This is a genomic window from Brachybacterium hainanense (genome assembly GCF_042434575.1).
GTDB classification, from domain to species: Bacteria; Actinomycetota; Actinomycetes; order Actinomycetales; family Dermabacteraceae; genus Brachybacterium; species Brachybacterium hainanense.
Window position 1 is genome coordinate 59,567 of record NZ_JBHLSV010000017.1, and the last position, 23,421, is coordinate 82,987.

At 72.4% G+C, this 23,421-nt stretch carries 24 protein-coding genes, 1 pseudogene and 1 riboswitch; of the genes and pseudogenes, 15 read left to right on the plus strand and 10 right to left on the minus strand.

Translation table 11 applies throughout. The annotated features are described in order from the left end of the window. Nucleotides 1-172 precede the first annotated feature (172 nt). The 4 genes from ACFFF6_RS13620 (at nt 173) to ACFFF6_RS13635 (ending at nt 4,772) form a co-directional block, all read left to right on the plus strand. Nucleotides 173-1,552, plus strand: coding sequence for an extracellular solute-binding protein (locus ACFFF6_RS13620; RefSeq protein ID WP_376981614.1), 1,380 nt, complete (start codon nt 173-175; stop codon nt 1,550-1,552). Further along, the gene (locus ACFFF6_RS13625; protein WP_376981616.1) at nt 1,552-2,487 is read left to right on the plus strand and encodes a carbohydrate ABC transporter permease; all 936 of its coding nucleotides are present in this window, start codon (nt 1,552-1,554) and stop codon (nt 2,485-2,487) included. Before ACFFF6_RS13620 ends, ACFFF6_RS13625 begins: the two co-directional genes overlap by 1 nt. A gap of 10 nt (nt 2,488-2,497) precedes the next feature. Then, on the plus strand, nt 2,498-3,331 hold the full coding sequence (locus ACFFF6_RS13630) for a carbohydrate ABC transporter permease (protein ID WP_376981618.1): 834 nt from the start codon (nt 2,498-2,500) through the stop codon (nt 3,329-3,331). Nucleotides 3,332-3,437: 106 nt separating this feature from the next. Further along, entirely contained in the window at nt 3,438-4,772 is a 1,335-nt protein-coding gene (locus tag ACFFF6_RS13635) for a glycoside hydrolase family 32 protein (RefSeq protein WP_376981620.1), read from the plus strand. A gap of 55 nt (nt 4,773-4,827) precedes the next feature. Here the strand turns inward: ACFFF6_RS13635 and ACFFF6_RS13640 are convergent, their stop codons facing one another. Both ACFFF6_RS13640 and ACFFF6_RS13645 read right to left on the minus strand, forming a co-directional pair. Further along, the gene (locus ACFFF6_RS13640) at nt 4,828-5,760 is read right to left on the minus strand and encodes an aldo/keto reductase (protein WP_376981622.1); all 933 of its coding nucleotides are present in this window, start codon (nt 5,758-5,760) and stop codon (nt 4,828-4,830) included. Then, complete coding sequence (locus ACFFF6_RS13645; RefSeq protein ID WP_376981624.1) at nt 5,760-6,596, minus strand: aldo/keto reductase; 837 nt, start codon at nt 6,594-6,596, stop codon at nt 5,760-5,762. Before ACFFF6_RS13645 ends, ACFFF6_RS13640 begins: the two co-directional genes overlap by 1 nt. A 90-nt stretch (nt 6,597-6,686) precedes the next feature. On the opposite strand from ACFFF6_RS13645, the gene ACFFF6_RS13650 reads away from it, so the two are divergent. Continuing rightward, nucleotides 6,687-7,562, plus strand: coding sequence for a LysR family transcriptional regulator (locus ACFFF6_RS13650; protein WP_376981626.1), 876 nt, complete (start codon nt 6,687-6,689; stop codon nt 7,560-7,562). 5 nt (nt 7,563-7,567) lie between these two features. Here ACFFF6_RS13650 and ACFFF6_RS13655 read toward each other — a convergent pair whose 3' ends face one another. Then, nucleotides 7,568-8,326: an SDR family NAD(P)-dependent oxidoreductase gene (locus ACFFF6_RS13655; protein ID WP_376981628.1), complete on the minus strand. Its 759-nt coding sequence runs from the start codon at nt 8,324-8,326 to the stop codon at nt 7,568-7,570. Nucleotides 8,327-8,425: 99 nt separating this feature from the next. Here ACFFF6_RS13655 and ACFFF6_RS13660 point away from each other — a divergent pair, with 99 nt between their 5' ends. The 4 genes and pseudogenes from ACFFF6_RS13660 to ACFFF6_RS13675 all read left to right on the plus strand — a co-directional run. Next, a complete protein-coding gene (locus ACFFF6_RS13660) occupies nt 8,426-9,139 on the plus strand; it encodes an SDR family oxidoreductase (RefSeq protein ID WP_376981631.1) in 714 nt (237 codons plus the stop codon). Continuing rightward, nucleotides 9,136-9,825 carry a FadR/GntR family transcriptional regulator gene (locus tag ACFFF6_RS13665; RefSeq protein WP_376981633.1) on the plus strand — a complete coding sequence of 230 codons (690 nt, stop codon included), beginning with the start codon at nt 9,136-9,138 and terminating at the stop codon, nt 9,823-9,825. The genes ACFFF6_RS13660 and ACFFF6_RS13665 overlap by 4 nt, the downstream gene beginning before the upstream one ends. 198 nt (nt 9,826-10,023) lie before the next feature. After that, nucleotides 10,024-11,973, plus strand: a complete 1,950-nt coding sequence (locus tag ACFFF6_RS13670) for a GTP-binding protein (protein ID WP_376981635.1) — start codon at nt 10,024-10,026, stop codon at nt 11,971-11,973. A gap of 377 nt (nt 11,974-12,350) precedes the next feature. Then, nucleotides 12,351-12,632, plus strand: a pseudogene (locus tag ACFFF6_RS13675) (NUDIX domain-containing protein); the annotation flags it as partial. A 21-nt stretch (nt 12,633-12,653) separates the two neighbouring features. Here ACFFF6_RS13675 and ACFFF6_RS13680 read toward each other — a convergent pair. The 3 genes from ACFFF6_RS13680 to ACFFF6_RS13690 form a co-directional block, all read right to left on the minus strand. Beyond that, nucleotides 12,654-13,109, minus strand: coding sequence for a hypothetical protein (locus tag ACFFF6_RS13680; RefSeq protein ID WP_376981637.1), 456 nt, complete (start codon nt 13,107-13,109; stop codon nt 12,654-12,656). Nucleotides 13,110-13,244: 135 nt separating this feature from the next. After that, the gene (locus tag ACFFF6_RS13685; RefSeq protein WP_376981640.1) at nt 13,245-14,015 is read right to left on the minus strand and encodes a 3-oxoacyl-ACP reductase; all 771 of its coding nucleotides are present in this window, start codon (nt 14,013-14,015) and stop codon (nt 13,245-13,247) included. Nucleotides 14,016-14,053: 38 nt separating this feature from the next. Continuing rightward, nucleotides 14,054-14,149, minus strand: a riboswitch (TPP riboswitch). Between the two features lie 35 nt (nt 14,150-14,184). Next, nucleotides 14,185-15,012: a cation-transporting ATPase gene (locus ACFFF6_RS13690; protein ID WP_376981642.1), complete on the minus strand. Its 828-nt coding sequence runs from the start codon at nt 15,010-15,012 to the stop codon at nt 14,185-14,187. Nucleotides 15,013-15,187: 175 nt separating this feature from the next. Here ACFFF6_RS13690 and ACFFF6_RS13695 point away from each other — a divergent pair, with 175 nt between their 5' ends. The 3 genes from ACFFF6_RS13695 (at nt 15,188) to ACFFF6_RS13705 (ending at nt 17,761) form a co-directional block, all read left to right on the plus strand. After that, nucleotides 15,188-15,565 (plus strand): DoxX family protein, encoded by a 378-nt coding sequence (locus ACFFF6_RS13695; protein WP_376981644.1) that lies wholly within the window; start codon nt 15,188-15,190, stop codon nt 15,563-15,565. A gap of 94 nt (nt 15,566-15,659) precedes the next feature. Next, on the plus strand, nt 15,660-16,748 hold the full coding sequence (locus ACFFF6_RS13700) for a LacI family DNA-binding transcriptional regulator (protein WP_376981646.1): 1,089 nt from the start codon (nt 15,660-15,662) through the stop codon (nt 16,746-16,748). A gap of 122 nt (nt 16,749-16,870) precedes the next feature. Continuing rightward, nucleotides 16,871-17,761, plus strand: coding sequence for an alpha/beta fold hydrolase (locus tag ACFFF6_RS13705; protein ID WP_376981648.1), 891 nt, complete (start codon nt 16,871-16,873; stop codon nt 17,759-17,761). A gap of 12 nt (nt 17,762-17,773) precedes the next feature. Here the strand turns inward: ACFFF6_RS13705 and ACFFF6_RS13710 are convergent, their stop codons facing one another. Continuing rightward, nucleotides 17,774-18,727 (minus strand): helix-turn-helix transcriptional regulator, encoded by a 954-nt coding sequence (locus ACFFF6_RS13710; protein ID WP_376981650.1) that lies wholly within the window; start codon nt 18,725-18,727, stop codon nt 17,774-17,776. 80 nt (nt 18,728-18,807) lie between these two features. On the opposite strand from ACFFF6_RS13710, the gene ACFFF6_RS13715 reads away from it, so the two are divergent. The 3 genes from ACFFF6_RS13715 to ACFFF6_RS13725 are packed head-to-tail and all read left to right on the plus strand — an operon-like array spanning nt 18,808 to nt 20,998. Beyond that, complete coding sequence (locus tag ACFFF6_RS13715) at nt 18,808-19,398, plus strand: mycothiol transferase (RefSeq protein ID WP_376981652.1); 591 nt, start codon at nt 18,808-18,810, stop codon at nt 19,396-19,398. Between the two features lie 5 nt (nt 19,399-19,403). After that, on the plus strand, nt 19,404-19,991 hold the full coding sequence (locus ACFFF6_RS13720) for a DinB family protein (RefSeq protein ID WP_376981654.1): 588 nt from the start codon (nt 19,404-19,406) through the stop codon (nt 19,989-19,991). Nucleotides 19,992-20,011: 20 nt separating this feature from the next. Then, a complete protein-coding gene (locus tag ACFFF6_RS13725) occupies nt 20,012-20,998 on the plus strand; it encodes a prenyltransferase/squalene oxidase repeat-containing protein (protein WP_376981656.1) in 987 nt (328 codons plus the stop codon). A 61-nt stretch (nt 20,999-21,059) separates the two neighbouring features. Here ACFFF6_RS13725 and ACFFF6_RS13730 read toward each other — a convergent pair whose 3' ends face one another. From ACFFF6_RS13730 to ACFFF6_RS13740, 3 genes are all read right to left on the minus strand, one after another. After that, nucleotides 21,060-21,347 carry a DUF1540 domain-containing protein gene (locus tag ACFFF6_RS13730; protein WP_376981658.1) on the minus strand — a complete coding sequence of 96 codons (288 nt, stop codon included), beginning with the start codon at nt 21,345-21,347 and terminating at the stop codon, nt 21,060-21,062. Between the two features lie 156 nt (nt 21,348-21,503). After that, nucleotides 21,504-22,160: a Pr6Pr family membrane protein gene (locus ACFFF6_RS13735; protein WP_376981660.1), complete on the minus strand. Its 657-nt coding sequence runs from the start codon at nt 22,158-22,160 to the stop codon at nt 21,504-21,506. A 3-nt stretch (nt 22,161-22,163) separates the two neighbouring features. Next, nucleotides 22,164-23,117, minus strand: a complete 954-nt coding sequence (locus ACFFF6_RS13740; RefSeq protein ID WP_376981662.1) for an SMP-30/gluconolactonase/LRE family protein — start codon at nt 23,115-23,117, stop codon at nt 22,164-22,166. Nucleotides 23,118-23,421 lie beyond the last annotated feature (304 nt).

The window sequence follows — 23,421 nt, forward strand, 5'->3', positions numbered from 1 at the left end:
TCGGCGACGCCGGTGGTCGTGGTGCGCTGAACCATTTCAGCACATCTCTTGCCGTCGGCGCTCGGGCAGTGCTAGCGTTCCCGTGCTGAATGCGTTTAGCACTCCTCAGACCAGCCTCCCGCCGATGCCGTCACCCGGCTCGGCGGCCGGACCACCCGATAGGAGCAACACCGTGGTTGAACTCAGACGCAGGGCGATGGTCGGCCTGCTCGGTCTCGGCGCCGTGGGCACGGCCATCTCATGGCCGCGCCTGACCGGCGGCGACATCCCTGGGCGCGGGGAGGACGCGCTGACGGTCGCCGTCGGCGGGACCGCCCAGGACGCCGCCGCCCGGCAGGGACTCGTCGACGGCTTCCAGAAGCGGCACCCCGACATCCCGGTGCGCGTCGTCGCGATCCAGGGGCAGGACGGCGACTTCTTCGCCAAGATCCTGTCGATGGTCGCCGCCGGCAACGCGCCCGATGTCGTCCACCTCGCCACCGAGGGAACGCAGCTGTTCGCCGAGCGGATGGCGGCGCCGCTGGACGAGTACGTGCGCCGCGACGCCGCGGAGCTGCAGGAGTACTTCGACGACGTGCACCCCTCGCTCATCGAGTCCTTCATGTACCAGGGCAGCCTCTTCCAGCTCCCGGACAACTTCAACGCCGCGAACATCTACTACAACACCGCCGCTTTCGAGCGGGCCGGCATCGAGCGTCCCGCCGACGACTGGACCATCGAGGACTTCTTCGACATCGGCCGCCGCCTCCAGGCCTCCGCGGACGGCTCGTTCCTGCCCTACTTCTGGAACAACCGGCTCTGGGGCGGGGCGATCCCCTGGCTCTACGTCAACGACGCCAACATCATCCGCGAGGAGAAGTTCCCCGGCGGCGACTGGCTGTGGGAGCGCTTCTACCCGGACCACGAGCCCCGCGGCGGCGGCTACCGGTGGCGGCAGGCCGATGCCCTGAACGAGCACACGATCGAGAGCTTCGAGGTGCTCGAGCGGATGGTCAGCGAGGGCCTTGCGGCGAACCCCGCCCAGGGCGGCGGCAACGAGCTGGTGTCCCTGTTCGCCCGGGGCTCCGTGGGCATGACCCCCGCGGGCGGCTTCTGGGTCCACGGCCTGAAGGAGGCCGGGTTCGCGGGCGACGAGTACGACGTCACCTACTTCCCGAAGATGCGCAGCCAGCGCCACCAGTTCGGCGCCGCCGGCCACTGCATCGTGGGCAGCTCCGAGCGCAAGGACGAGGCCTGGGAATGGGTCAAGTACTGCGTCTCCACCGAGGGGATGCGTCTGCTGCGCAACAAGCCCGACTCCTCCGTCGCCCGGCGCTCCCTGAACGCCGAGCTCTACGGCGCAGGCGTGGGCCCCGCCCACTGGGAGATCTTCTACGACACCCTCGACCAGCACCCGACCACGGGCGCGATCCCGGCTCCGCCTCAGCAGGCGAAGGTGGAAGCCGCCCTCATCAAGAACGTCACCGCGACCATCACCCGCGGCCCCTCCGGCGTGCGCCCGGGCCTCGAGACGATGCAGCGGGACCTCGACCTCGCCCTGAAGGGACTGTGATGGCTGCACCGACCCCCGTCACGACCGGCGTCGGCCGGACCACGACCCCCGTGCCGCAGCGCCGGCGCGGCAGCAAGCTGCTGATCTGGGTCTTCCTCGCCCCCACCCTGATCGGGCTGGGCATCTTCAACGTCATCCCCATCCTCGGATCGCTGCTGCTGGCGTTCTTCCGCTGGGACATCATCACGCCGCCGCAGTTCGTCGGCGTCGACAACTTCGTCTCCCTCGCGGCGAACCCGACCGTGCGCGTCTCCTTCCTGAACACCATCGGCTTCGTGGTCGTCGCCGTCGCGGTCCAGCTCGCGGTCGCGCTGTTCCTCGCGGTGCTCGTCCAGTCGAAGATGCCGACCTGGGTGCGCACGTTCTTCCGCTCCGCGCTGTTCTTCCCGCTCGTCCTGTCCGCGGCCTCGGTCTCGCTGGTCATGTCCTACCTGTTCAACCAGGAGTTCGGCGTGGTCAACCAGATCCTCGGCCTGATCGGGATCTCCCCGGTCGGCTGGCTGACCACGGGCTTCGGCGCCAAGGTCGTCGTGCTGTTCGTGTACGTCTGGCAGAACTTCGGCTTCACCTTCCTGCTGTTCCTGGGCGGGGTCTCCGCGATCCCCAAGGAGGTCTACGAGGCATCCTCGATCGACGGCGCCGCCGGGTGGACGCAGTTCCGCCAGATCACGCTGCCGCTGGTGAGCCCGACGATGCTGGTCGCCTCGGTGATGGCGATCATCGGCGCCCTGCAGATCTTCGACCAGCCCTACGTGCTCACGCGCGGAGGCCCGGGCGACGAGACCCGCACCGCGATCATGGTCATCTACGAATCGGCCTTCCGGCAGCTCGACTTCGGTCTCGCCTCGGCGATCGGCATCGTGCTGACCATCCTGATCATGCTGGTCACTGCCCTGCAGTTCCAGCTCAGCAAGCGCTACGTGTTCTACGGGTGAGGTTCCGATCATGACAATCCACGCAGTCAGGCCCCGCAGCTCGCGGGGCGGCCTCGCCACCGCCGGGAAGTTCGCGGTCCTCGGCGTCGCCGCCTTCTTCACCCTCGCGCCCGTCGTCTGGACGCTCGTGACCGCCCTGGCGCCCTCCGATCCGGAGACCGGCGTGACCCAGGTCGGGCTCGGCGCCTTCCGCGACGTCTTCGCCCAGATCCCGGTATGGATCTACACCTGGAACAGCGCGCTCGTGACGCTGATCATCGCCCTCGGCCAGATGCTGACCGCCGCGATGGCGGGCTACGTGTTCGCCCGCTTCGACTTCCGCGGCAAGAAGCTCATGTTCGGCCTCATCCTCGCCACGATGATGGTGCCGATGCAGGTCACGATCATCCCGGTGTTCATGATCGTCCGCGGTCTGGGCATGGCGGACACGCTGCTCGCCCTGATCGTCCCGATGCTCCCCACCGCCTTCGGCACCTTCCTCATGCGGCAGTACTTCACGGGCCTGCCCGATGAGCTGGCCGAGGCGGCGGAGATCGACGGCGCCGGACCATGGCGCGTGTTCTTCGGCGTCTACCTCCCGCTGGCGACGCCGAGCCTCGCGATCGTCGGGATCCTCGCGTTCAACTTCCACTGGAACGAGTTCTTCCGACCTCTCATCATGACGATCAGCGAGGAGAACTTCACCCTGCCGCTGGGCCTGGTCACCCTCCAGGGGAACCTCGGCACCGGATCGATCTCCACGGTCCTCGCGGGCGTCGTGCTCTCGATGATCCCGGCGGTGCTCGTGTTCATCTTCGGCCAGAAGCCGCTGCGCGAAGGGCTCACCGCCGGCTCCGGCAAGTGAGCGACGCGCCATCGGCCGGCGGCCGCCCGGGCATCCGTCCCGGGTGGCCGCCGACCTCCCTCCGGCATCGCTGCGATGCCCCCGCCTCGACCAGTGAGGACCTCTCATGACCGACGACATCCTCCCCGCCGCCATCGGCCAGGCGGACCGGAGCTTCCCCCGCCTGCATCCCCGTCCCGCCCGCGGCTGGGTCAACGATCCCAACGGGATCATGCGCATCGGTGACCGCTGGCACCTGTTCTTCCAGAACAACCCCGACTCGGCCCGGCACGACCGGATCTGCTGGGGGCACATGAGCTCCCCGGACCTGCTGGGCTGGACCGAGCATCCCGTCGCGCTGCGGCCCCAGGGGGGCGGCCCGGACTCGGCGGGATGCTGGAGCGGGGTGGGCGTCCTCGAGAAGGGCGTGCCCACCGCCGTGTACTCCGGCGTGCGGGCCCCGCACGCCCCGCTGGCCGAGGTCCTCCTCGCCCGCGGCACGGCCGATGCCGAGACCTGGACGCAGGAGGGCCTGGTCGCGGCCGGCATCCCGGAGGACCCCGCGGTGACCGCGATCCGCGATCCGTTCCTGTTCGAGCTCGGCGGGCGGCGCTGGGCCCTGCAGGGCGCGGGCCTGACCGGCGGGCGCGGCGCGCTGCTGCTCTACGGGGCGGAGGATCTCGAGCAGTGGGAGTACCACGGGGTCTTCCTCGAGGCGAGCGACGAGGTCGCCTCCCGCTGGCCCGCGAGCGATGTGTGGGAGTGCCCGCAGCTCGTGCGCAGCGGTGAGGACTGGGTCGTGCTCGTCTCGCACCTGCGGTACGGCGAGGATCCGCATGTCGGCGTCGGCAGCCTCGTGGGCTCCCTCGCGATCGACGAGGGCACGGGCCTGCCCGTCTTCACACCCCGCAGCGCCGGGATCATCGATGACGGCGTCGCCTTCTACGCGCCGCAGGCGGTGCAGTCGACCGGGGCCGATGGCCAGGGCGAGCGGGTCCTCGTCTGGGGCTGGGTCGAGGAGCTGCCGGCCCCGGGGCTCCCCGGCAGGACGCAGGAGGAGAGCGACGCGGCCGGCTGGTCGGGGGCGATGTCCTTCCCGCGCGAGCTCCTCGTCACCGACGACATCGCCTGGCTCGCCCCCGCGCGCGAGCTCACGGCGCTGCGGGCCGAGCCCTGCGACGCCGCGGCCCTGCCGGACCAGGCGGAGGTCCTCCTGACCGGCACCGGCGCCGCGCGTCTGCTCCTCGCACCCCACGGCGAGGACGGCCCGGCGGTGTGGGAGGGCGTGCTCACCCCGGGAGAGGAGGTGCGCGTGCTCGTGGACGCCTCGATCATCGAGGTGCACCGCGGCGGCGGGCCCGCGACGACGCTGCGCGCCTATCCGGCGGAGGGGGAGGCCTATCGCCTCGAGGCCGAGCCGACAGTCTCCGTCCGCGCGTGGCGGCTCGGCCTGCCGGTCTGAGCCGGGCCCGGGCGAACAGCGCCCCTGCGGGGAACTGTCGCCCGGGCCGCTCCGCTCAGGGGACCGTGTACCCCGCGGCGCGGAACATCTCGTACCACTCCGCCCGGGTGAGCGGCAGGTCGGAGCCGGCGGCCGCGTCGGCCACCCGCTGCGGGGTGGTGGTGCCGAGGACGACCTGCATGTTCGCCGGGTGCCGGGTGATCCAGGCGACCGCGATCGCGGTCGGCGTGACCTCGTACTGTGCGGCGAGGCGCTCGATCACGGCGTTCAGCTCGGGGAACCGCTCCGAGCCCAGGAACGGACCGTCGAAGAACCCGGCCTGGAAGGGCGACCACGCCTGCAGCGTGATGTCGTGCAGGCGCGCGTAGTCGATCAGGCCCTCGTCGCGGCTGACGGACTGGTCCAGGCCCTGCATGTTCGCCGCCACGCCCTGCGCGATGAGCGGGGAGTGGGTGACCGAGAGCTGCACCTGGTTCGCGACCAGCGGCTGGTTCACGTGCTTCTTCAGCAGGTCGATCTGCCGCGGGGTGTGGTTGGAGACGCCGAAGGCGCGCACCTTCCCGGCCGCGTGCAGGTCGTCGAAGGCGCGGGCCACCTCCTCCGGCTCCACGAGCGCATCGGGTCGATGCAGCAGGAGTATGTCCAGGTAGTCCGTGCCCAGCGCCTGCAGGGAGCCCTCGACCTCGGCGACGATGTGCTCGTAGGAGAAGTCGAAGTAGCCCTTGCCGTAGACGATCCCGGCCTTCGACTGGATCGTCCACTGCTCGCGCTCGCTGGGGCTCAGCCGCATGGCCTCGGCGAAGCGGCGCTCGCAGCCGTGCAGCTCGGAGCCGTAGATGTCGGCGTGGTCGACGAAGTCGATTCCCACCTCGCGGGCCGTCCGCACCAGGGTGCGGACCTCCTCGTCGGACTTGTCCTGGATGCGCATGAGGCCCAGGACCACGTTGGGGACGGTGATGTCCGTCCCGGGCAGGGTGAAGGTGCGCATCAGTTGAACTCCAGCGGGTGGGTGCCCACGCGGCCGGAGCCGTCCCCGGTGTCGAGGGCATCGATCGCCGCGACCTCGTCGGCGGTGAGCTCGAAGCCGAACACGTCGAAGTTCTGGGCCTGGCGCTGCGGGCTCGAGGACTTCGGGAACACGATGAAGCCGCGCTGCAGGTGCCAGCGGATGACGACCTGGGCGGGGGTGACGCCGTGGGCCTCGGCCGCGGCGGCGACCGCGGGGTTCTCGAACAGGGGGTACTTGCCCTGGCCCAGCGGGCCCCACGACTCGATGTGCATGCCGTGCTCCGCGCCCCAGGCGAGGACGTCGCGCTGCTGGTAGGCGGGGTGCAGCTCGATCTGGTCGACGGCCGGGACCACCCCGGTCGCCTCGACGACCGCGTCGAGATGCTCGGGCAGATGGTTCGACACGCCGATGGAGCGGGCCAGACCCGCGTCGCGGATCTCGACGAGCTTCTCCCAGGCGTTGACGAAGGTGCCCTTCTCCGGGGTCGGCCAGTGCGTGAGGTAGAGGTCCACGTGGTCCAGGCCCAGCTTGTCGAGGCTCTCGCGGATCGCGGCGTGCGGCTCCTCGCCGGCCTGGCGGTCGTTCCACAGCTTCGTGGTGATGAACAGCTCGTCGCGCGGGATGCCGCTCTTCGCGATCGCGGCGCCCACGCCCTCCTCGTTCTTGTAGATGGCGGCGGTGTCGATGTGGCGGTAGCCGACCTCGAGGGCGCTCGAGACCGCGGCCTCCGCCTCGTCCGCGGGGACCAGGAAGACGCCGAAGCCCAGCTGAGGGATGACGTGGCCGGAGTTCAGGGTGATGGTGGGAACAGTCATGCCGCTAGCCTAGGGACTCCGCGATATATAAGTCCAACATGTCACGGCGATGGAATTCATGAGGAGGGCCGATCAGTGGAGCTGCGGCAGATGGAGTACGTGACCGCGCTCGCCGACGAGCGCAGCTTCACGCGGGCCGCAGAGCTCGCGGGGATCTCGCAGTCCGGCCTCTCGAGCGCGATCCGCAGCCTCGAGGCGGAGCTCGGTGCGACGCTGTTCGATCGCACGACCCGGCGGGTCGAGCTGACCCCGGCCGGGGAGGCGCTCGTCCCGCACGCCCGCGCGATGCTCGACGAGGCCGCCCGGGCCCGCGATGCGGTGGTGCGGGTCAGCAGCACGGTCAGCGGCTCCCTGCGCGTCGGCGCGGAGCAGTGCCTGGGCCTGGTGGACGTCACCCGGCTGCTCGAGCAGTTCCATCGGCGCTACCCGGGGATCGCGACCGAGTTCGCGCAGGCGGGCTCGCACGAGCTGGTCGACGCCGTCCGGACGGGTCGCCTCGACGTCGCCTTCGTGGCGACCACCCGCCACCTCGGCTCGCTGCGGCACACCCCGCTCGGCGAGGAGCCCTTGGTCCTCGTCGTGCCCTCCGACCACGAGCTCGCGCAGGCGCCGAGGCTGCGCTGGGACATGCTCGACGGGCGCGACTTCGTCGACTTCTCGTCGAGCTGGGGGGTGCGCACCCTGAACGACGACCTGCTCGCCGCGCACGGCGTCACCCGTCGCATCCGCTGCAGCGTCAACGACGTCCACACCCTGCTGGACCTCGTCGTGCGGGGCCTGGGCATCGCGATCGTCCCGCGGCACGTCGCCGCGAAGCCGCAGGCGGCGAGCCTGCGCACGATCGCCCTGCCGGGCGCGGCCGCCCCGGACTGGCCGGTCGGCGTGATCAGCTCGCTGACCGGCCGCGGCGACGGCGCGGACGTCCCGGCGGTGCTCCTGCTGGAGATGCTCGCTCCCGCGGTGTAGCGGGATCAGCGGCCGTGCGCGCGAGCGGGGATCTGCGTGGCGAGCTTCCCCCCGGAGACGTCCACGAGCGTGCCGGTGATGTAGGAGGCGGCGTCGCTCGCGAGGAACAGCAGCAGGTTCGCGACGTCGTCCGGACTCTCCCAGCGGCGCAGCGAGAGGGTGTCCAGCAGGCGATCCTGGGCCTCCTGCGGCATGTCGGCGAAGCCGTTCATCGCGGTGGGCACCATGCCCGGCGCATAGGCGTTCACCGTGATGTCGAAGGGCCCCAGCTCCGAGGCCAGCACGCGCGTGAGCTGGACGACCGCGGCCTTCGAAGCGGCGTACGCGGCGCTGCCCACGCTGGGGATGATCGCGGCGAAGGACGCGGCGTTGATGATCCGCCCGCGGCCGGCATTCTGCATCACCGGAGCGACGGCCTGGCTCATGAGGAAGACGCCGCCCACGTTGACGTCGAAGCAGGTGCGCCAGCGCTCCCAGTCGAGGTCCGCGACCGCGCCCTCGACGTTGATGCCCGCGTTGTTGACCAGCACGTCGATCGTGCCGTGGCGGGAGACGACCTCCGCGACCGCCGCCTCGACCGAGGAGGGATCGGCGACGTCGCAGGTCACGCGGTCCACGGGGCGTGCGTCCGGCTCCTCGGGGAAGGCGAGGTCCAGCGCGACCACGCGCGCGCCCTCGGCGGCGAACCGCTGGGCGATCACCGCCCCGATGCCGCGCGCCGCTCCCGTCACCACGACGACCCTGCTCCTCAGGTCCAGCTCCATCGATCGCTCCTCGATGCGGCGTGCACTCGACGCCGGGCACCGCAATAAACATACTATTGGGGAGGGCGCTCGACCACCGGGTGCCGGACGGGAGATGACATGCGGACCCTCTGGATCACCGGCGGCGGCAGCGGCATGGGGCGCGCCGCCGCGCTCGCCGCCGCGGGAAGCGGCTGGCGCGTCGTGGTCAGCGGGCGGCGGGCCGATGCCCTCCGGGAGACCGTCGCGCTCGTGACGGCCGCGGGTGGGGAGGCCTCCGCCGTGGCGCTGGACGTGCAGGACCGCTCGGCCGTGCGCGCGGCGGCGGCCCGTATCGCCGCCGAGCACGGCGGCATCGACGGCCTCGTGATCTCCGCGGGCCTGAACGCGCCGCGCCGCCGGTGGGATGACCAGGACCTCGCCGAGTTCGACGCCATCCTCGCCACCAACCTCACCGCGACCGCCAGCACCCTCGACGCGGCCCTGCCGCATCTGCGCGCGCGCCGGGGCGTCGCCGTCGTGATCTCCTCCTACGCGGGATGGTCCTTCCAGCCCGGCGCCGGAGTCGCCTACTCCGCCTCCAAGACGGCGCTCGGCTCCCTGGTGAGGACCCTCAACCAGCAGGAGGCGCCTCACGGCGTGCGCGCCTGCCACCTGTGCCCGGGCGACGTCGCGACCGACTTCCTCCAGCAGCGCCCCGAGGTCCCCGGGGCCGAGGCCCGCGCGGTCATGCTGACCCCGGAGGACATCGGCCGCGCGGCCTGCTTCGTGCTCGATGCACCGGCGCACGTCCGCGTCGACGAGCTGGTCATCTCGCCCGTCTCGCAGGCATGAGCCCCTCCGCCTTCGACCGGGTGCTCGACGAGCTGGGCCGCGCGATCGTCGCGGGGGAGCTGCCGGAGGGCCACGCCGACACCGTGGAGGGCCTGGTCGCGCGCACCGGGGCCTCCCGCAGCGTGGTCCGCGAGGCCACCCGGGTGCTCGGCTCCCTCGGCATGCTCAGCGCCGGGCGCCGGGTCGGCCTGCGGGTGCGCGGGGCGGAGCACTGGGACACCCTGGACCCGTGGGTGATCCGCTGGCGCCTCGCGCGGGGAGGGGAGGGGCGCCGTGTCCAGATCGACGAGCTCCGCGCCCTGCGCCGGGCCGTCGAGCCCGAAGCGGCCGCGGCCGCGGCGCGCACCGTCGCCGCAGGTCTGGCGCGCGAGGGGGAGGCGGAGCGCCTCGTCGCGGCGGGAAAGGCGCTCGGCCGCGCCCCGGATTCCGCGGGCTTCCTCGCAGCCGATGCCGAGCTCCACGCCGCCGTCCTCGCTCTGTCCGGGAACACCCTGTTCGCGCGCCTGCGCCGCGTGATCGAGGAGGGCCTGCGCGACCGGGCCCTGCTCGAGCGCGCCGACCTCGCTCCCGATGCCCGGGACGTCGCCCTCCACGCCGAGGTGTGCCGCGCGGTCGTCGCCGGGGAGGCGGCCGCCGCAGCCGCGGCCATGCGGGAGATCGTGGAGCGGACCGTGCCCGGACGCTAGCCCCGGGGAACCCGTCGGAGCAGCGGCGTCGCCGATCCCCAACGGGAGCAGCGCCTGCGTCCTCGGAAATCGGTTGACCCACCCGCCGCCGCGCGGGACCATCGGCGCACCCGGACCTCGCGTCCCCGCCGAGCACGAAGGAACTGATCATGCGCCGACCCATGTGCGACCCCCGGTCCGTCCAGCACATGAGGAGCCATGAACCCAGCCCACGAGCCCGCCCCCGTACGACCTGATCCCTCCGGCGCCGCCCCGCGGCGCCGCGTCAACCTCGGGATCCTCGCCCATGTGGACGCCGGCAAGACCAGCCTGACCGAGGCCCTGCTGCTGCGCGGCGGAGCCATCGACCGCCTGGGCCGCGTCGACGACGGCACCACCCGGACCGACACCATGTCCCTCGAGCGGCAGCGCGGGATCACGATCCGCGCCGCTGTGGCGACCTTCGCCTCCGGCGACGTCGACGTCACCGTGATCGACACGCCCGGGCACCCCGATTTCATCGCCGAGGTCGACCGCTCTCTCGCGGTCCTCGACGGTGCCGTCCTCGTCGTCTCCGCCGTCGAGGGCGTCCAGGCGCAGACGATCGTGCTGTTCCGCGCCCTGCGGCGCCTGGGCGTCCCGACGATCCTCTTCCTCAACAAGATCGACCGCTCCGGCGCCGCTCCCGAGCGGGTGCTCGCCGCGATCGCCGGGAGGCTGACGCCGGCGCTCGTCCCCCTTGCCCGCGTGCGGGACCCCGGCACCCCGGGAGCCGCGGCGGAGCCGTGCACGGGCGCCGATGCGGACTGGATCGAGCAGGCCACGGCCGTGCTCGCCGAGCACGACGAGTCCGTCCTGGAGGCATGGGTCGACCCTGCCCGGTCCGCGGACGAGCCGCTCCTGAGGTCCTCGCTCGCGGAGGCCACCCGGTCCGGGGCCGTCCACCCCGTGCTGTGCGGCTCGGCGCGGACGGGGGAGGGGGTGGAGCACCTGATCGGGACGATCACCGAGATCCTGCCGGCGCCCACGGCCGCGGACGATGCGGGGCCCGCGGTCGCGCAGGTGTTCAAGATCGAGCGCTCCCCGGCGGCTCAGCGGGTCTGCACGATCCGGATGCGCGAGGGGACCCTGTGCCTGCGCGACCGCGTGGACCTCGGCACCGACCGGGCCGGCACCGTCACCGGCATCGAGGTGTTCGCCCCGGGCGGGACGGTGCGCCGCGAGATGGTCGCCGCCGGGCAGGTCGCGCGGGTGCGGGGACTCGACGACGCCCGCATCGGCGACTGGATCGGGGCACGGAGGTCCCCGGCGGCGTCCAGCATGCCCGCGCCGGGGCTCGAGGCCCGGATGGTCGCCGCCGACCCGCAGCAGCAGGCGGACCTGCACCGGGCGCTCGCCGAGCTCGCCGACATCGACCCGCTGATCGCGGTCCGCCCCGATCGCGGGGCGACGCGCGTGCGGCTCTACGGCGTGGTGCAGCAGGAGGTCCTGGTGGACACGCTCGCCTCCGAGTACGGCATCGAGGTCGAGGTCCACAGCGCGGGAGTCGTCTGCGTGGAACGTCCCGCCCGCGCTGCCGAGGCCGCGGCCCGCATGGGCGATCCCGGGCACCTGCTGGGCTACAGCCTGGGCGTCCTCGTCGAGCCGACCGCCCCGGGCAGCGGGGTCGACCTGGTGGTCTCCGCGCCCCTGCTCACGCTGCCGATGCACGTGTACGGCACGCCCCAGGGCTACCGGTCGGCCCTCCTGGGCTATCTCGCGGCGCCGCTCACGGAGGGCCTCCACGGCTGGCCGGTGACCGACCTGCGCGTCACGGTCCAGGAGAGCGGCTACCCGCCGGCCGGACCGCGGGCGGTCGAGGTCCGGCGCACCGTCGAGCTCGTCGTCCGCGCGGCGATCCGGCGGGCGGGCACGATCGTGTGCGAACCCGTGGACCGCTTCGAGCTCGAGACCCCGGACACGACGCTCTCCGGCGTCTTCGGTCTCCTGGGCCGGCACGGCGCCGTCCCCGAGACCTCGCGCACCGCCGGAGGCATCGCCACGATCCTCGGGACCGTGCCCGCCGCCGAGGTCGACGCGCTGCGCACCGGCCTGCACACCGCCGCCCACGGCGAGGGCGTCCTGGAGACCGCGCCTGACCACTACGCCCCCGCCCGGCGTACGAGGTGAGAGCGGTCCATATGCTTCGAGGATGGTGGAGCGCGTGGCGCGCGAGGCGGACCAGATGTCGGCGTTCCCCATCCGGCTCGGCGTCTTCGCCTGCGAGGACGATGGTCACGGCGGGGTGTTCGCCATGGTCGAGGACCGCACCGGAGGCCTGGAGACCCTGAGGGACCGGATCCTCCTGCCTCCCCAGCGGTTCAGCGGATACCCGTTCCACTCCACCATCGCCCACCCGCACACCTCGAGTTCCCTGCCGGAGTGCTGGGAGCACCTTCGCGGCGGCGGCCTCGACGTGCCGTTCCTCGTGCGCGAGGTGCTGTGGACGCTGACCGACACCTCCGGTCGGACGGTTCTGGAACGGTTCCCCTCGCCGGCCGGGCGAGTCGCCACGAGCGGCGCTGCGCCGGGAGCTCCGGGAGGAGCTGGGCGTCGATGTCGTGCTCGAGGAGCCGTGGCAGCGCCAGATCGACGACGGTCTGGGCATCGACCTGTCGCTGTGGCGCATCCGGCGGTGGCACGGCGAGATCAGCAACCGTGCGCCTCATGAGCATCTGCGGCTGCGATGGTTCACCGCCGCAGAGCTGCCATCGGTTCCGCTGGCGCACCCCGCATATGTCTCTGTTCTCGACGCCGCGCTCGGCTCGTCACCCTCTCCCGGAGCGTGATGTTCCCGCGCCGGTGGCGCGCTACGCCGGTTCGATGTCGTAGATCACCGTCAGCTCCGTCGCCCCCGTGGCGCTGACGCATTCTTTCGCGCCGGGGAGGGCGTCGGGGTTCGCGGGCAGATCCGATAGATGGAATCCGCCGCCTCCGTACTTCTCGTCGAAGGGATACGCCTCGCCAGCGACCACGAGGAACAGCGTCCCGTCCTCGTCCCTGCCGACCTCGGAGCCGTCGGGGGCGACGAGAATGGCGACGTCACCGCCACCCGTGACGACCACGCAACCTGAGTTCTCGCTCACCACCCCGCTCCAGAGCGCATCCATGTGCAGGTCCTCCGGCCCGCGCGGCTGAGAGGTGACGAGGGTGATGTCAGCGGCCGGCTCCAGCTCCTGGCCGCCGCAGGCGACGAGCACGGCAAGTGCTCCCCAGACCGTGATGAGGGCGAGCCGTGGTCGTCGAGTGCGTGTCGCAGACGTCATGGTCAGATCCCGTCGTGTGTCGCCCCCGGCCGAGCAGCTGCGCGGCGTCTCACCAGCCTACTTTCCCGGATGGTGATCGACATCACGATGCGGTGACGGTGCGGGGAGCCACGGACGGATCACCCTCTGCGGCCATCACCCCTTCACCAGCCCGCCGTCGACGACCAGGTTCTGCCCCGTGATCGCCCGCGCCCACGGCGAGGCGAGCAGGAGCACCGCGTCGGCGAACTCCTCCGGAGTGGTCACCGTCCCCAGCGGTGTGCCCGCGGCGATCGCGTCGAACACCGCTTCCGGGGTGGCGGAGCTCGCGTCCGTGGTGCGCAGCAGCCCGCCGCTGAGCATGTTCACCCGCACGCCCATCGGCCCCAGATCTGTAGAGAACGTCCTGGTCAGCGACAGAAGAGCGGCCTTCGCGGCGGTGTAGTCGTGGTAGGGGACCACGGGGTTCTGGAACAGGTTCGTGCCGATGGTGAGGACCTGCCCGCCGCCCGCGGCCGCGAAATGGGGCAGGGCCGCCTGTACGAGGTTCACGGTGCCCTGCACGGTGCCCGCGAACTGGGCGGCGAAGGCCTCGTAGCCGATGTCCGGAGCTTTCGCCCGGGCGTCCCCGTCGAAGGAGAAGTCCGGGAGCGCGTTGGAGACGACCGTCGTCACGGGTGCTCCGAAGTGCTCCTGCGCGCGCGCCATGAGCGCGTCGAGAGCGGTGCGGTCGCGGACGTCGGCCTGCACGGCGAGGGCCCGCTCGCCCAGGTGCTCGGCGAGGGCGCGGGCGGCCTCGGTGCTGCGGTGATGGTCGATGACGACGCGGGCGCCCTCGCGGTGGAACGCCTCGGTGATCGCGCGGCCCAGACCGCGGGCGCCGCCGGTGACGACGACGATCTGCTCGGACAGGGGGACGGTGCGCATCGGGTGCCTCTCGACGGGTGGCGCGAGGGCATGGCGGCACGCGGCCGCTGCGACATTCCCTCCGCCAGCATGAACTGGATCAGGTTCGACGGGTGTCATCTCAGCCGCATGCCGCGGCACCCCGTGTCACGGATGAACCCTAGCCCACCTGCGGGAGGCGGGAGGTCCCTCAGCGGCCGAGGAAGCCGCCCAGGTCGCCCAGGTCGATCTCGCCGAGGTCGGTGCCCAGAGCGTCGTTCAGGCTCACGTCCCCGAGCCCCGACACCCCGTCGGCCAGGTCGTTCGCGCTCAGATCGCCGAGAGCGCCCAGCTCGCCGAGGTCCAGCTGCAGGTCCGGCATGAGCGCATCGACGTCGATCCCCTCCCCGATCGCAGAGGCGAGCAGCGAGCCGCCGATGCTCGTGAGGACGGCGCTGCCCGCGACCGCGGCCAGCATCCCGCCGGCCGCGCCCGCCATGCCGATCGCCGCCGCGCGCCCCGCCCCCGAGCGGCCCGTGCCCGAGCGGCCTGCACGGGACAGCAGCCCCGTGAGCCGGCGCGGATCCATCGCGCCCAGGCGGGTCGCGCTGCGGGCGAGGTCCGCGCTCGCATCGGAGCGGGGCTGCTCGGCGGGCGGGAGCTCCTCCCGCATCCGCGCCTGCACCTGGGCCCGCTGCTGCGGGGTCAGGCGGTCGAAGGCCTCGCGATGGACCTGCTCGAGCTGCTGCGGATCCGCGGTGCGCACGAGGTAGTCGTAGCGGGCGATCGCCCGCTGGTCCTCGCCGGACAGGGTCGCCCCGCCGCGGGTCGAGGAGGTCCGTGCGGCCGGCGCGCTCCGCGTCGGGCCTCCCGGATGCGTGCTCCCGCTCCCGCCTCCGTCGCCGGTGATCGCATCGGCCGCGGAGCGCACCATCGTGCGCCAGTCCCCGGTCCCGGAGGAGGTGCCGTGGGAGGAGGCGCCGTGCGCGGAGCCGAGGGCCTTCTTCGCCATGCCGACGAGCCTGTTCAGGGTGCTCATGACGGTCCTTCCGATCGTCGATGGGTCAGGGTGATCCTCCCGGTCACGCCTCCGCGGGAGCTGTCCGCCGGCTCGACCCCCGCTGGGAGCGGTCCCGATGACAGCGGCGCAGAGGGGGGCGATACTGGGGAGGACCGGCGCGCGCCCGCGTCGGATCGTCGAAGGAGATGGTCGTATGGAGATCCTGCTGTGGACCCTGGCCGGACTTCTCGCGCTGGTCTTCGCGTTCTCGGGGGTGACGAAGCTGGTCCACTCCCGGGAGCGTCTGATCGAGCGGACGCCCTGGGTGGAAGACTTCCCACATCCGACGGTGCGCGGCATCGGGGCGCTCGAGGTGCTCGGGGCGATCGGTCTGATCGTTCCGGCGGCGCTGGGCATCGCGCCCTGGCTGAGCGCCTTCGCGGCGGCGGGCCTCGGCGTGACGATGGTGTTCGCGGCTCTCGTGCATCTGCGTCGTGAGGACGACGGCATCGGCGCCGCCCTGCCTTCGATCGTGCTGGGGGTCCTGTCCGTGTTCGTCGCCTGGATGCGGTTCGGGCCGTATCACTTCTGAGGCCGCCCTCGGGCGCGGGCCGCGGTCGGGTACTGTGCGACGGTCCCCTCCGTGGCCGGCTCCGACCGGTGTCCCGTGAAAGGCCAGGCTCGCCGTGCTCGATGACAGGTCCCCGACCGTCTACGACGTCGCGCGTCACGCCGAGGTGTCGATCGCCACGGTCTCCCGTGTGCTGCGGCACCCCGACAAGGTGAGCGAGACGACGCGGCGCCGGGTCCTCGCCTCGGTCGAAGAGCTGGGCTACGTCCCCAACGCGAGCGCGCGCGGCCTCGCGGGCCGCCGGACGGGCGTGCTGGGACTGCTGATCCCGGGCCACGACATCCCCACGACCAGCCTGCGCGAACCGGTCGGCGAGGAGGGCGGCACGGTCGCCTTCCTCGACGACCGCGACGGACGGCAGGCGGATCCCTACCGCAACCGGTACTTCGAGCAGCTGGTGCGCGGCGCCGAGGCCGCGGCCTGGAAGGCCGGCTACGCGCTGCTGGTCGCGGCGGGCACGAGCGTGAGCCGGGACGTGGTCGTGCATGATCTGGCCGGCCGGGTCGACGGCCTCGCGGCGGTGGCGCGCACCGTGCCGGAGGACCTGCTCCTGCGCAGCGCAGGGCGGACCCCCCTGGTCACGATCGCCGGGGAGGCGGGGGCGGGGTCCGATGCGGTGCGCGCGGACAACCGCGGCGGCATGGCCGCGCTCGTGCGCCACGTCCTCGCGGTCAAGCCTCGCGGGCCCGTGCTGTACCTGGCCGGGCCGCCGGACTCTCCTGACGCGGCCGCCCGCGAGGCCGGGTTCCGGGACGCGGTCGCGGACAGGGATGTCGTGTGGAGCGCGCTGCTGGGGGACTTCACCTGGCGTGCGGGCCATGACGTGATGGCCGCGCATCTTGCCCGCGAGGTGCCGGCGGCGGTCGTCGCGGCGAACGACCAGAGTGCGCTGGGAGCGCTTGCGGCGCTGCGCGAGAGCGGCGTGGAGGTGCCGGGCACCTGCGTGGTGACCGGTTTCGACGGCATCGACGAGTCGCGGTACGCCACGCCGACGCTCACGACGGTGCGTCAGCCGATGGTCGATCTGGGGATCCGGGCGATCGAGCTGCTGCTGCGCCGCCTCGCAGACCCGGGGGCCGATGCCTGCGAGCTTCGCCTGCCCGTGGACGTGCTGCTGCGGCAGAGCTGCGGTCCGCTGCCCTGACGCCCGCGGCTCCGCGAAGGCGCCTCCGGGGCCCCGTGCCGGCGGGGTGTCGACACCTCCGCGTCTGCCGCGTAGCCTGCGAGGACGGCAGGACGCCCCGCCCCGACCCTGGAGGACGCCCGATGTCCGGATTCTTCGACGCCCCGGTCGTTCTGCACGTGGGGGGAGGCCCGGTGCGGCTGTTCCGCGGCGGTCCCGTGGGCGCCCCGCCCCTGCTGCTCCTGCACGGGGCGATGCTCGACACGGGGCAGGGCGTGTGGCGTCGGGTCGCGCCGGCGCTCGCCGAGGCGTATGACGTGCACGTCATCGACCTGCCCCGCCATGGTGGGAGCAGGCCCTGGAAGGGCGTCCTGGACGACGAGCGTCTGGGCCGGCTCCTCGAGCAGCTCCTGGACGTGCTGGGCCTGCCGCGGGTGGGCCTGCTGGGGCTGTCGATGGGAGCAGGGCTCGCGACGAGCTTCGCGCTGCGCCGTCCCGACCGGGTGAGCGCGCTGCTCGCGATCGCCCCCGGCGGGATCGAGGAGCGGCGCCCGGCGCAGCTGACGACCTGGATGATGCTGCGCACGCCCGGGCTGCTGCGCGCCTGCAGCTGGATCCTGGCCCGCTTCCCGGGGGTGGTGCGCCGGTCGATGATCGGGAGCCTGAGCGCGGGGGAGCGGACTCCTGATCTGGAGCAGATCCTCGGGCTCGCGGCGCAGGAGGCGCGCGCGAAGCACGTGCACGGCGAACGGGCCCTGGACGACTGGCAGGTCGAGGCGTACGGTCCGCGACGGATGCGGCTGAACCTGCTTCCCCTGCTGCCGAGGCTCTCCGTGCCCACGCTGTGGGTGCGGGGCGGGGACGATCCGCTGGTGGCCGACGCCGTCATGCGGGAGGCGGCCGCCGTCGTCCCCGGCTCGCGGCTGGTCACGATCCCCGACGCCGGTCATATCGTCACCTACGACCGGCCCGAGGAGGTCATCGCCCTCGCCCGCGGGTTCCTGGGTGCCGCGCTGGGCCGGGGGAGCACCTGACCCCGGACCGCGCTACCGGCCCCTGCCTCCGCGTCCTGCCCACTGCGCGATGTTCTCGATCTCCGCGGCGAGCTCGGGCGGATCGAGGACCTCGACCGGGAGGTCGAGGTATGCGAGATGTGCGGCGACCCAGCGCAGATCCCAGGCGCCGATCCGCAGGATGCAGGAATCGGGGTCGTCGGCCGCGACCGTGCCGACCATCGCCGGGATGTGCGGGGCGACCTCCTCCGCCGGGCGCAGCACCCGGACTCGCGCCTGCGTCTGGTAGGCGCCGAGGGAGAGGGACTCCCGCACGTGGGCCGCGATGTCGGGGGTAGGGCGTCGTGGGAAGCGGAACGTCGTGGTGCGCGCCGCATGCATCCGGTCCAGGCGGAAGGTGCGCCAGTCCTCGCGGTCGAGGTCCCAGGCGAAGAGGTACCAGCGGTGCGACACGGACAGCACCCGGTACGGCTCGACGCGCCGGGTCATGCGCTCGCCGTCGCGCCGTTCGTAGTCGATGCGCGCCTCGAGGTTCTCGCGGGCGGCGCGGGCGAGGGTGAGGAGCGTCGGCGAGGTGACCCCGCCGGGACCCGAGTCGAGCACGTCGAGGACGTCGCTGACGGCCGCGACCTCGGTGCGCACCGTGGGCGGCAGGATCCGGTCGATCGCGGTGAGCGCCCGCAGCGCCTGCTCCTCGAGCCCGTCGATGCCGGAGCCGGCCGCGAGGCGAAGTCCCACGGCGACGGCGACGGCCTCCTGCCCCTCGAGCACGAGCGGTGGCAGTGCCTTGCCGGCCCCCAGCTGGTAGCCGCCGCCGTGCCCGTTCGACGCCAGCACGGGGTATCCCAGCTCCCGCAGGCGGTCGATGTCGCGCCGCACCGACCTCGTGGTCACTCCCAGCTCGTCGGCCAGCTCCGGCCCGGTCCACACGCTGCGGGACTGCAGCAGGGACAGGAGCCGGAGGGCACGCCTCGTCACGTCGCTCATGGGACCAGTGTGCCGGAGTCAGCGGACAGATCCTGTCCGCATCCTCCGGCAGGATCGGTGGCATCCGCAGGACCACACCGATGAAGGAGTACGAGATGGGCTTCCTGACCGCAGTCTCGACCGGAGAGAACGACTCCCTCGCGACATTCGCCTCGCAGCAGATCGTCCAGATCGCCACGGCCCTCCACGGGCTGAGCCCGGAGCAGATCCGGGAGACCCCCAGCGCCTCGGCGATGAGCCTCGGCGCGCTCGCCCGGCACGCGATCCTGATGGCGGAGGGCGCGGCGCTGCACATCGCCGCGGCGCCCGAGTACGGCCCGGAGGCGCCGCGCACGCCCGAGCAGCGCCAGGCGGAGGGGACCATCGCCCCGGAGGCGGTCCGCGAGGACGACACGGCGCCGGTCCTCATCGCGGAGCTGCACGCCGCGGCGGAGAAGCTCGCGGAGGTACTGCGCGCCGCGGACCTCGACGCCATCGGCCCGTACCCGGACCAGCCCTGGTTCGAGGGCCGGAAGACGTGGACCGTGCGCTGGTACGCCCTGCACCAGATCGAGGAGCACGCCCGCCACGCGGGGCACGCGGACATCATCCGCGAGAGCATCGACGGCAAGGGCACCTACGAGCTGAACGCACGGGCAGAGGGCGGCACCTGGCCGCCGGAAGGATGGTGAGGGCGATGACCACGACCCATGACGAGACCCTGGACGTCCCCCGGGTCCTCATCGAGCAGATCGACTGGCACGTCACCGAGCACCTGCGTCCGCGGCTGGAGGGGCTCACGGACGAGGAGTACTTCTACGACCCCACCACCGACCGGAGCCCGGTGTGGAGCGTGCATCCGCGCGCGGAGTCCTCACGGGCTGCGATCCAGGGCGGCAGCGGTGAGTTCGTGATCGACGTCGAGTTCCCGGAGCCGCGACCGGCCCCGTTCACGACGATCGCCTGGCGGCTTGGGCACGTGATCGTCGGCGTGCTCGCGGCCCGCAGCCACGGGCACCACGACGGGCCTCCTGCCGACTACATGACCTGGGAGTACGCCGGCACGGCGGCGGGAGCGCTCGCGCAGTTCGACGCGGAGTACGCCCGCTGGATGCGCGGGGTCCGCACCTGGAGCACGGAGGACCTCGCGGCGCCCACCGGGCCCGCGGAGGGACCCTTCGCCGAGGAGCCGCGTGCCACCCTCGTCGCACACATCAACCGCGAGCTCATCCATCACCTGTCCGAGATCGCGCTGCTGCGCGACCTCTACGTCCACCGGGCCTGACCAGGAGCAGGAGGAGTCCCATGGCCGCCGACGACGTGGACGCCTGGCTCCTGGCGACCGATCCCGCCCTGAGGTGGCAGGTCGAGCGCGACCTGCTCGGCGCTCCGCCGCAGCAGTGGCAGGCGACGCGCCGTCGTGTCGTCCTGGAGGGCTTCGGCGCGCGGCTCCTGGGTCTGCAGGGCGAGGACGGCATGTGGGCGGGAGGGGCGTACTTCCCCGGTGGCTTCTTCGAGGACCCGGCGAACCAGGACCTTCCCGGCCAGCCGTGGACCGCGACCACCTGGAGCCTCACCGCCCTGCGCGAGTGGGGCGCGGACCCTGCGCCTCTGCAGGAGAACGGCACCGTCGAACGGCTCGCCCGCACCGCACGCTGGGAGTACGACGACCTGCCCTACTGGGGAGGCGAGGTGGACTGCTGCATCAACGCCATGACGCTCGCGAACGGCCTGTGGCTCGGCGCGGAGGTCGGGGCGATCGCGGACTGGTTCGTCGAGCATCAGCTGGAGGACGGCGGCTGGAACTGCGACTGGGTCGAGGGGGCGGAGCGCTCATCGTTCCACTCGACCGTGAACGCGCTGGGCGGGCTGCTGGCGCTCGAGGAGACGACCGGCGGGACGGCGGCCACCCGGGCGGCGCGCCGCCGAGGGGAGGAGTACCTGCTGCGGCGCCGCCTGCACCGGCGCCTCTCGACCGGGGAGAGCGTCGGCCCGTTCGTCGACCGCTTCCGGTACCCCTTCCGCTGGGCCTACAGTGTGCTGCGGGCGCTGGAGCACCTTCGTCGGGCATCGGCGCTGGATGGCACCCGGCCAGATGCTCGCGCGGCCGAGGCGGTCGAGATGGTCCGTGCCGCGCGGCAGGCGGACGGCACCTGGCTGCAGGGGCCCGTCCTGCCCGGAGCGGTGTGGTTCGAGGTCGACGTCCCCGAGGGCGAGCCCTCGCCCTGGCTCACTCTCCACGCTCGCCGGGTCCTGGACTGGTGGGAGGCGGGCACCGGGAGGCGGCGATGACCGTATCCGCTCCCGGGCCGGGTGGGGGCGATGCGCGCCTCCGCCGGTCCTCGAGTGGGGCTCAGGCCTCGGTGTAGGTCAGGCAGTTGGCGACATCGGAGCCGATGCCGCCGATGCGGACGGAGGCCGCGCTGCACTCGAGGTCCTTGTTGAACAGGCAGGCCGTGCGCTGGCAGGCACCGACCTGGGAGACGACCTTGGACAGGCCGCCCTTGACGTCCAGGGGCACGAAGGTCGCGCAGCGGGAGTCCTGGCCGACGGTGACGGCGAAGGCGTGGCAGCCGTCGTGGTTGTAGGAGCAGTCGGTGACGGTGCACTCGGTCACGGGGGTCATATCGACGACGGACATGGGGTCCTCCTTCGGGGATCCGGCCCGGGCGGGCCGCGGCGGATGCCCCACCATAAACTCCCGTTCCGCCTCTCCGCTAGGAAGGAAAGCCTGATTCCATAAGGGAAGGGGTTCGTTTTTCAAAAGCGCCCGCTTTTTCAAAAGCCCGGGCGTGCGTTACCCGAGGCGCATCCGGGCCCGGACCTGCTCGACACCCTCCACGGCCGCCGCGAGACCCACGAACACGGCGAGGATGATCCCTGCCATCCGCAGCGCCGGCCCGTACCCGATCACCGTCACGTCGATGAAGCCGTACGGGTACCAGCTCGAGATCGCACCGTAGGCGAAGGTCCAGGCCGCGTAGACGAGAGGGAAGGCGAGGGCGCCCAGCAGGACCGCGACGCTCGTGCCCGGCGCGGCGTCCACGGCGGTGCGCGGTCCGGCGACGAGCCACGCGAGCACGGCGAGGAGGGGGACGACCACGTGCAGCGAGTCGTCGAGGATGCCCAGGAAACCCTCGGGCGTGCCGAGCGGCCGCAGCAGGAACCAGTGCACCACCGCGGTGATGACGATGGCGACCAGGGAGTCGACGCGCAGCACCCGCACCGGGAGGCTCAGAGGGCGGTCCAGCATCAGCAGCAGCGAGATCGCGGCGACCATGATGTTCGAGAGGATCGTGAAGAAGGAGAAGAAGCGGACCACGGAGGGCAGCACGCCGGGGTCGGGGAGGGTCGGGTCCGCCGGTCCGGTGCCGGTGAGGGCGAACTGCAGGATCAGGGTCAGGGCGGCGACCGCGAAGACGACGCCATGGACCGCGCGGGACCAGGTCGGCACCGCTCAATCCTCCAGGCGGGAGCGCAGAGCGGCCGCGGCGTCGCGCGTGGTGGTGCGGATGCGGTAGAGGCTCGTGGTCGCCGTGATGTAGAGGGTGCGGCCGTCCTCGCCGCCGAAGGCGAGGTTCGCGACGATCTCGGGGACGGCGATGTCGAGGAGCTTCTCCCCCGCGGCGGAGAAGACCTGCACCCCGGAGGCGCTCGAGCTCCAGAGCCTCCCGTCGACGTCGACCCGGATCCCGTCGGGCAGGCCGGGGTCGACCTCGACGAGCAGGCGGCCGTTCTTGGCGTGCCGGCCCTCGACCACGTCGTAGGCGTGGATGGCATGGCCCCGGGGCCGGGCCGGGTTCGGGTTCGCGAGGTCGCAGGGCTGCAGGGAGGAGTCGGAGACGTAGAGGACCGACTCGTCGGGGGACAGGGCGAGGCCGTTGGGCGTCTCGACGTCGATGACGACCGGGGCGAGGACTCCGGTGCGCGGGTCGAGGCGGAACACGTACCGATCGCCGTACTCCTCCTCCCCGGGGTGCCCTTCGGCGGGCCGCTTGATGCCGTAGGAGGGGTCGGTGAACCAGATGGTCCCGTCGGAGGAGACGATGACGTCGTTGGGGGAGTTGAGCCGATGGTCCCCGTAGCGGTCGACGACGACGCTCGCTTCCCGGATCCCGCCGGCGGATTCCGCAGCGTCGCGCAGAAGAGCGCGCATCCCATGGGAGCACTCGAGCACCGTGCCGTCGAGGTCCAGGGTGCGGCCGTTGGTGAACCCGACGCCCGTGGCGTGGACGCTCAGCTCCCCGCTCTCCTCGGAGTACTCGAGGATGCGGTCCCCGGGGATGTCGCTGTACCGCAGCGCCCGGCGGCCGGGGATCCAGAGGGGGCCCTCCGCCCACTGCGCCCCGGAGGCGACCTTCTCGAGTCGGGCGCCGTCCTCCAGGAGCAGCGATGCGGGGCTGGGGGTCACGGAGGCTCCTCGGGTCGGTGCGTGCGACGCCGGCACCGGCAGGACCTGCGCGGCGCGGGCGGTGCCTGCACGGTACGACAGGGTGCGGAAGCGCGGAAGCGGGGACCGCGGACCGGATCCGCTCGCCACCAGCGGTGACGTGGCGCAGACCACGCCGGATGACCCCGGCTCCGACTTGCGCGGGGTTCCGCTTCGGCGTAATGTACTTCCTCGTGCCCCGGTGAACGGGACGGGAACGGGGAGAGATCCTCGCTTCGGAGAATCGTTTCTGACGGGCACGCGCTTCTCAATCGAAAATGTTTGC

What these genes read in the sequence shown, in the direction of transcription:
- ACFFF6_RS13625 (WP_376981616.1), top strand. Translation starts at nt 1,552, where the DNA reads ATGGCTGCACCGACCCCCGTCACGACCGGCGTCGGCCGGACCACGACC.
- ACFFF6_RS13630 (WP_376981618.1), top strand. Translation starts at nt 2,498, where the DNA reads ATGACAATCCACGCAGTCAGGCCCCGCAGCTCGCGGGGCGGCCTCGCC.
- ACFFF6_RS13635 (WP_376981620.1), top strand. Translation starts at nt 3,438, where the DNA reads ATGACCGACGACATCCTCCCCGCCGCCATCGGCCAGGCGGACCGGAGC.
- ACFFF6_RS13640 (WP_376981622.1), bottom strand. Translation starts at nt 5,760, where the DNA reads ATGCGCACCTTCACCCTGCCCGGGACGGACATCACCGTCCCCAACGTG.
- ACFFF6_RS13645 (WP_376981624.1), bottom strand. Translation starts at nt 6,596, where the DNA reads ATGACTGTTCCCACCATCACCCTGAACTCCGGCCACGTCATCCCTCAG.
- ACFFF6_RS13650 (WP_376981626.1), top strand. Translation starts at nt 6,687, where the DNA reads ATGGAGTACGTGACCGCGCTCGCCGACGAGCGCAGCTTCACGCGGGCC.
- ACFFF6_RS13655 (WP_376981628.1), bottom strand. Translation starts at nt 8,326, where the DNA reads ATGGAGCTGGACCTGAGGAGCAGGGTCGTCGTGGTGACGGGAGCGGCG.
- ACFFF6_RS13660 (WP_376981631.1), top strand. Translation starts at nt 8,426, where the DNA reads ATGCGGACCCTCTGGATCACCGGCGGCGGCAGCGGCATGGGGCGCGCC.
- ACFFF6_RS13665 (WP_376981633.1), top strand. Translation starts at nt 9,136, where the DNA reads ATGAGCCCCTCCGCCTTCGACCGGGTGCTCGACGAGCTGGGCCGCGCG.
- ACFFF6_RS13670 (WP_376981635.1), top strand. Translation starts at nt 10,024, where the DNA reads ATGAACCCAGCCCACGAGCCCGCCCCCGTACGACCTGATCCCTCCGGC.
- ACFFF6_RS13680 (WP_376981637.1), bottom strand. Translation starts at nt 13,109, where the DNA reads ATGACGTCTGCGACACGCACTCGACGACCACGGCTCGCCCTCATCACG.
- ACFFF6_RS13685 (WP_376981640.1), bottom strand. Translation starts at nt 14,015, where the DNA reads ATGCGCACCGTCCCCCTGTCCGAGCAGATCGTCGTCGTCACCGGCGGC.
- ACFFF6_RS13690 (WP_376981642.1), bottom strand. Translation starts at nt 15,012, where the DNA reads ATGAGCACCCTGAACAGGCTCGTCGGCATGGCGAAGAAGGCCCTCGGC.
- ACFFF6_RS13695 (WP_376981644.1), top strand. Translation starts at nt 15,188, where the DNA reads ATGGAGATCCTGCTGTGGACCCTGGCCGGACTTCTCGCGCTGGTCTTC.
- ACFFF6_RS13705 (WP_376981648.1), top strand. Translation starts at nt 16,871, where the DNA reads ATGTCCGGATTCTTCGACGCCCCGGTCGTTCTGCACGTGGGGGGAGGC.
- ACFFF6_RS13710 (WP_376981650.1), bottom strand. Translation starts at nt 18,727, where the DNA reads ATGAGCGACGTGACGAGGCGTGCCCTCCGGCTCCTGTCCCTGCTGCAG.
- ACFFF6_RS13715 (WP_376981652.1), top strand. Translation starts at nt 18,808, where the DNA reads ATGAAGGAGTACGAGATGGGCTTCCTGACCGCAGTCTCGACCGGAGAG.
- ACFFF6_RS13720 (WP_376981654.1), top strand. Translation starts at nt 19,404, where the DNA reads ATGACCACGACCCATGACGAGACCCTGGACGTCCCCCGGGTCCTCATC.
- ACFFF6_RS13725 (WP_376981656.1), top strand. Translation starts at nt 20,012, where the DNA reads ATGGCCGCCGACGACGTGGACGCCTGGCTCCTGGCGACCGATCCCGCC.
- ACFFF6_RS13730 (WP_376981658.1), bottom strand. Translation starts at nt 21,347, where the DNA reads ATGTCCGTCGTCGATATGACCCCCGTGACCGAGTGCACCGTCACCGAC.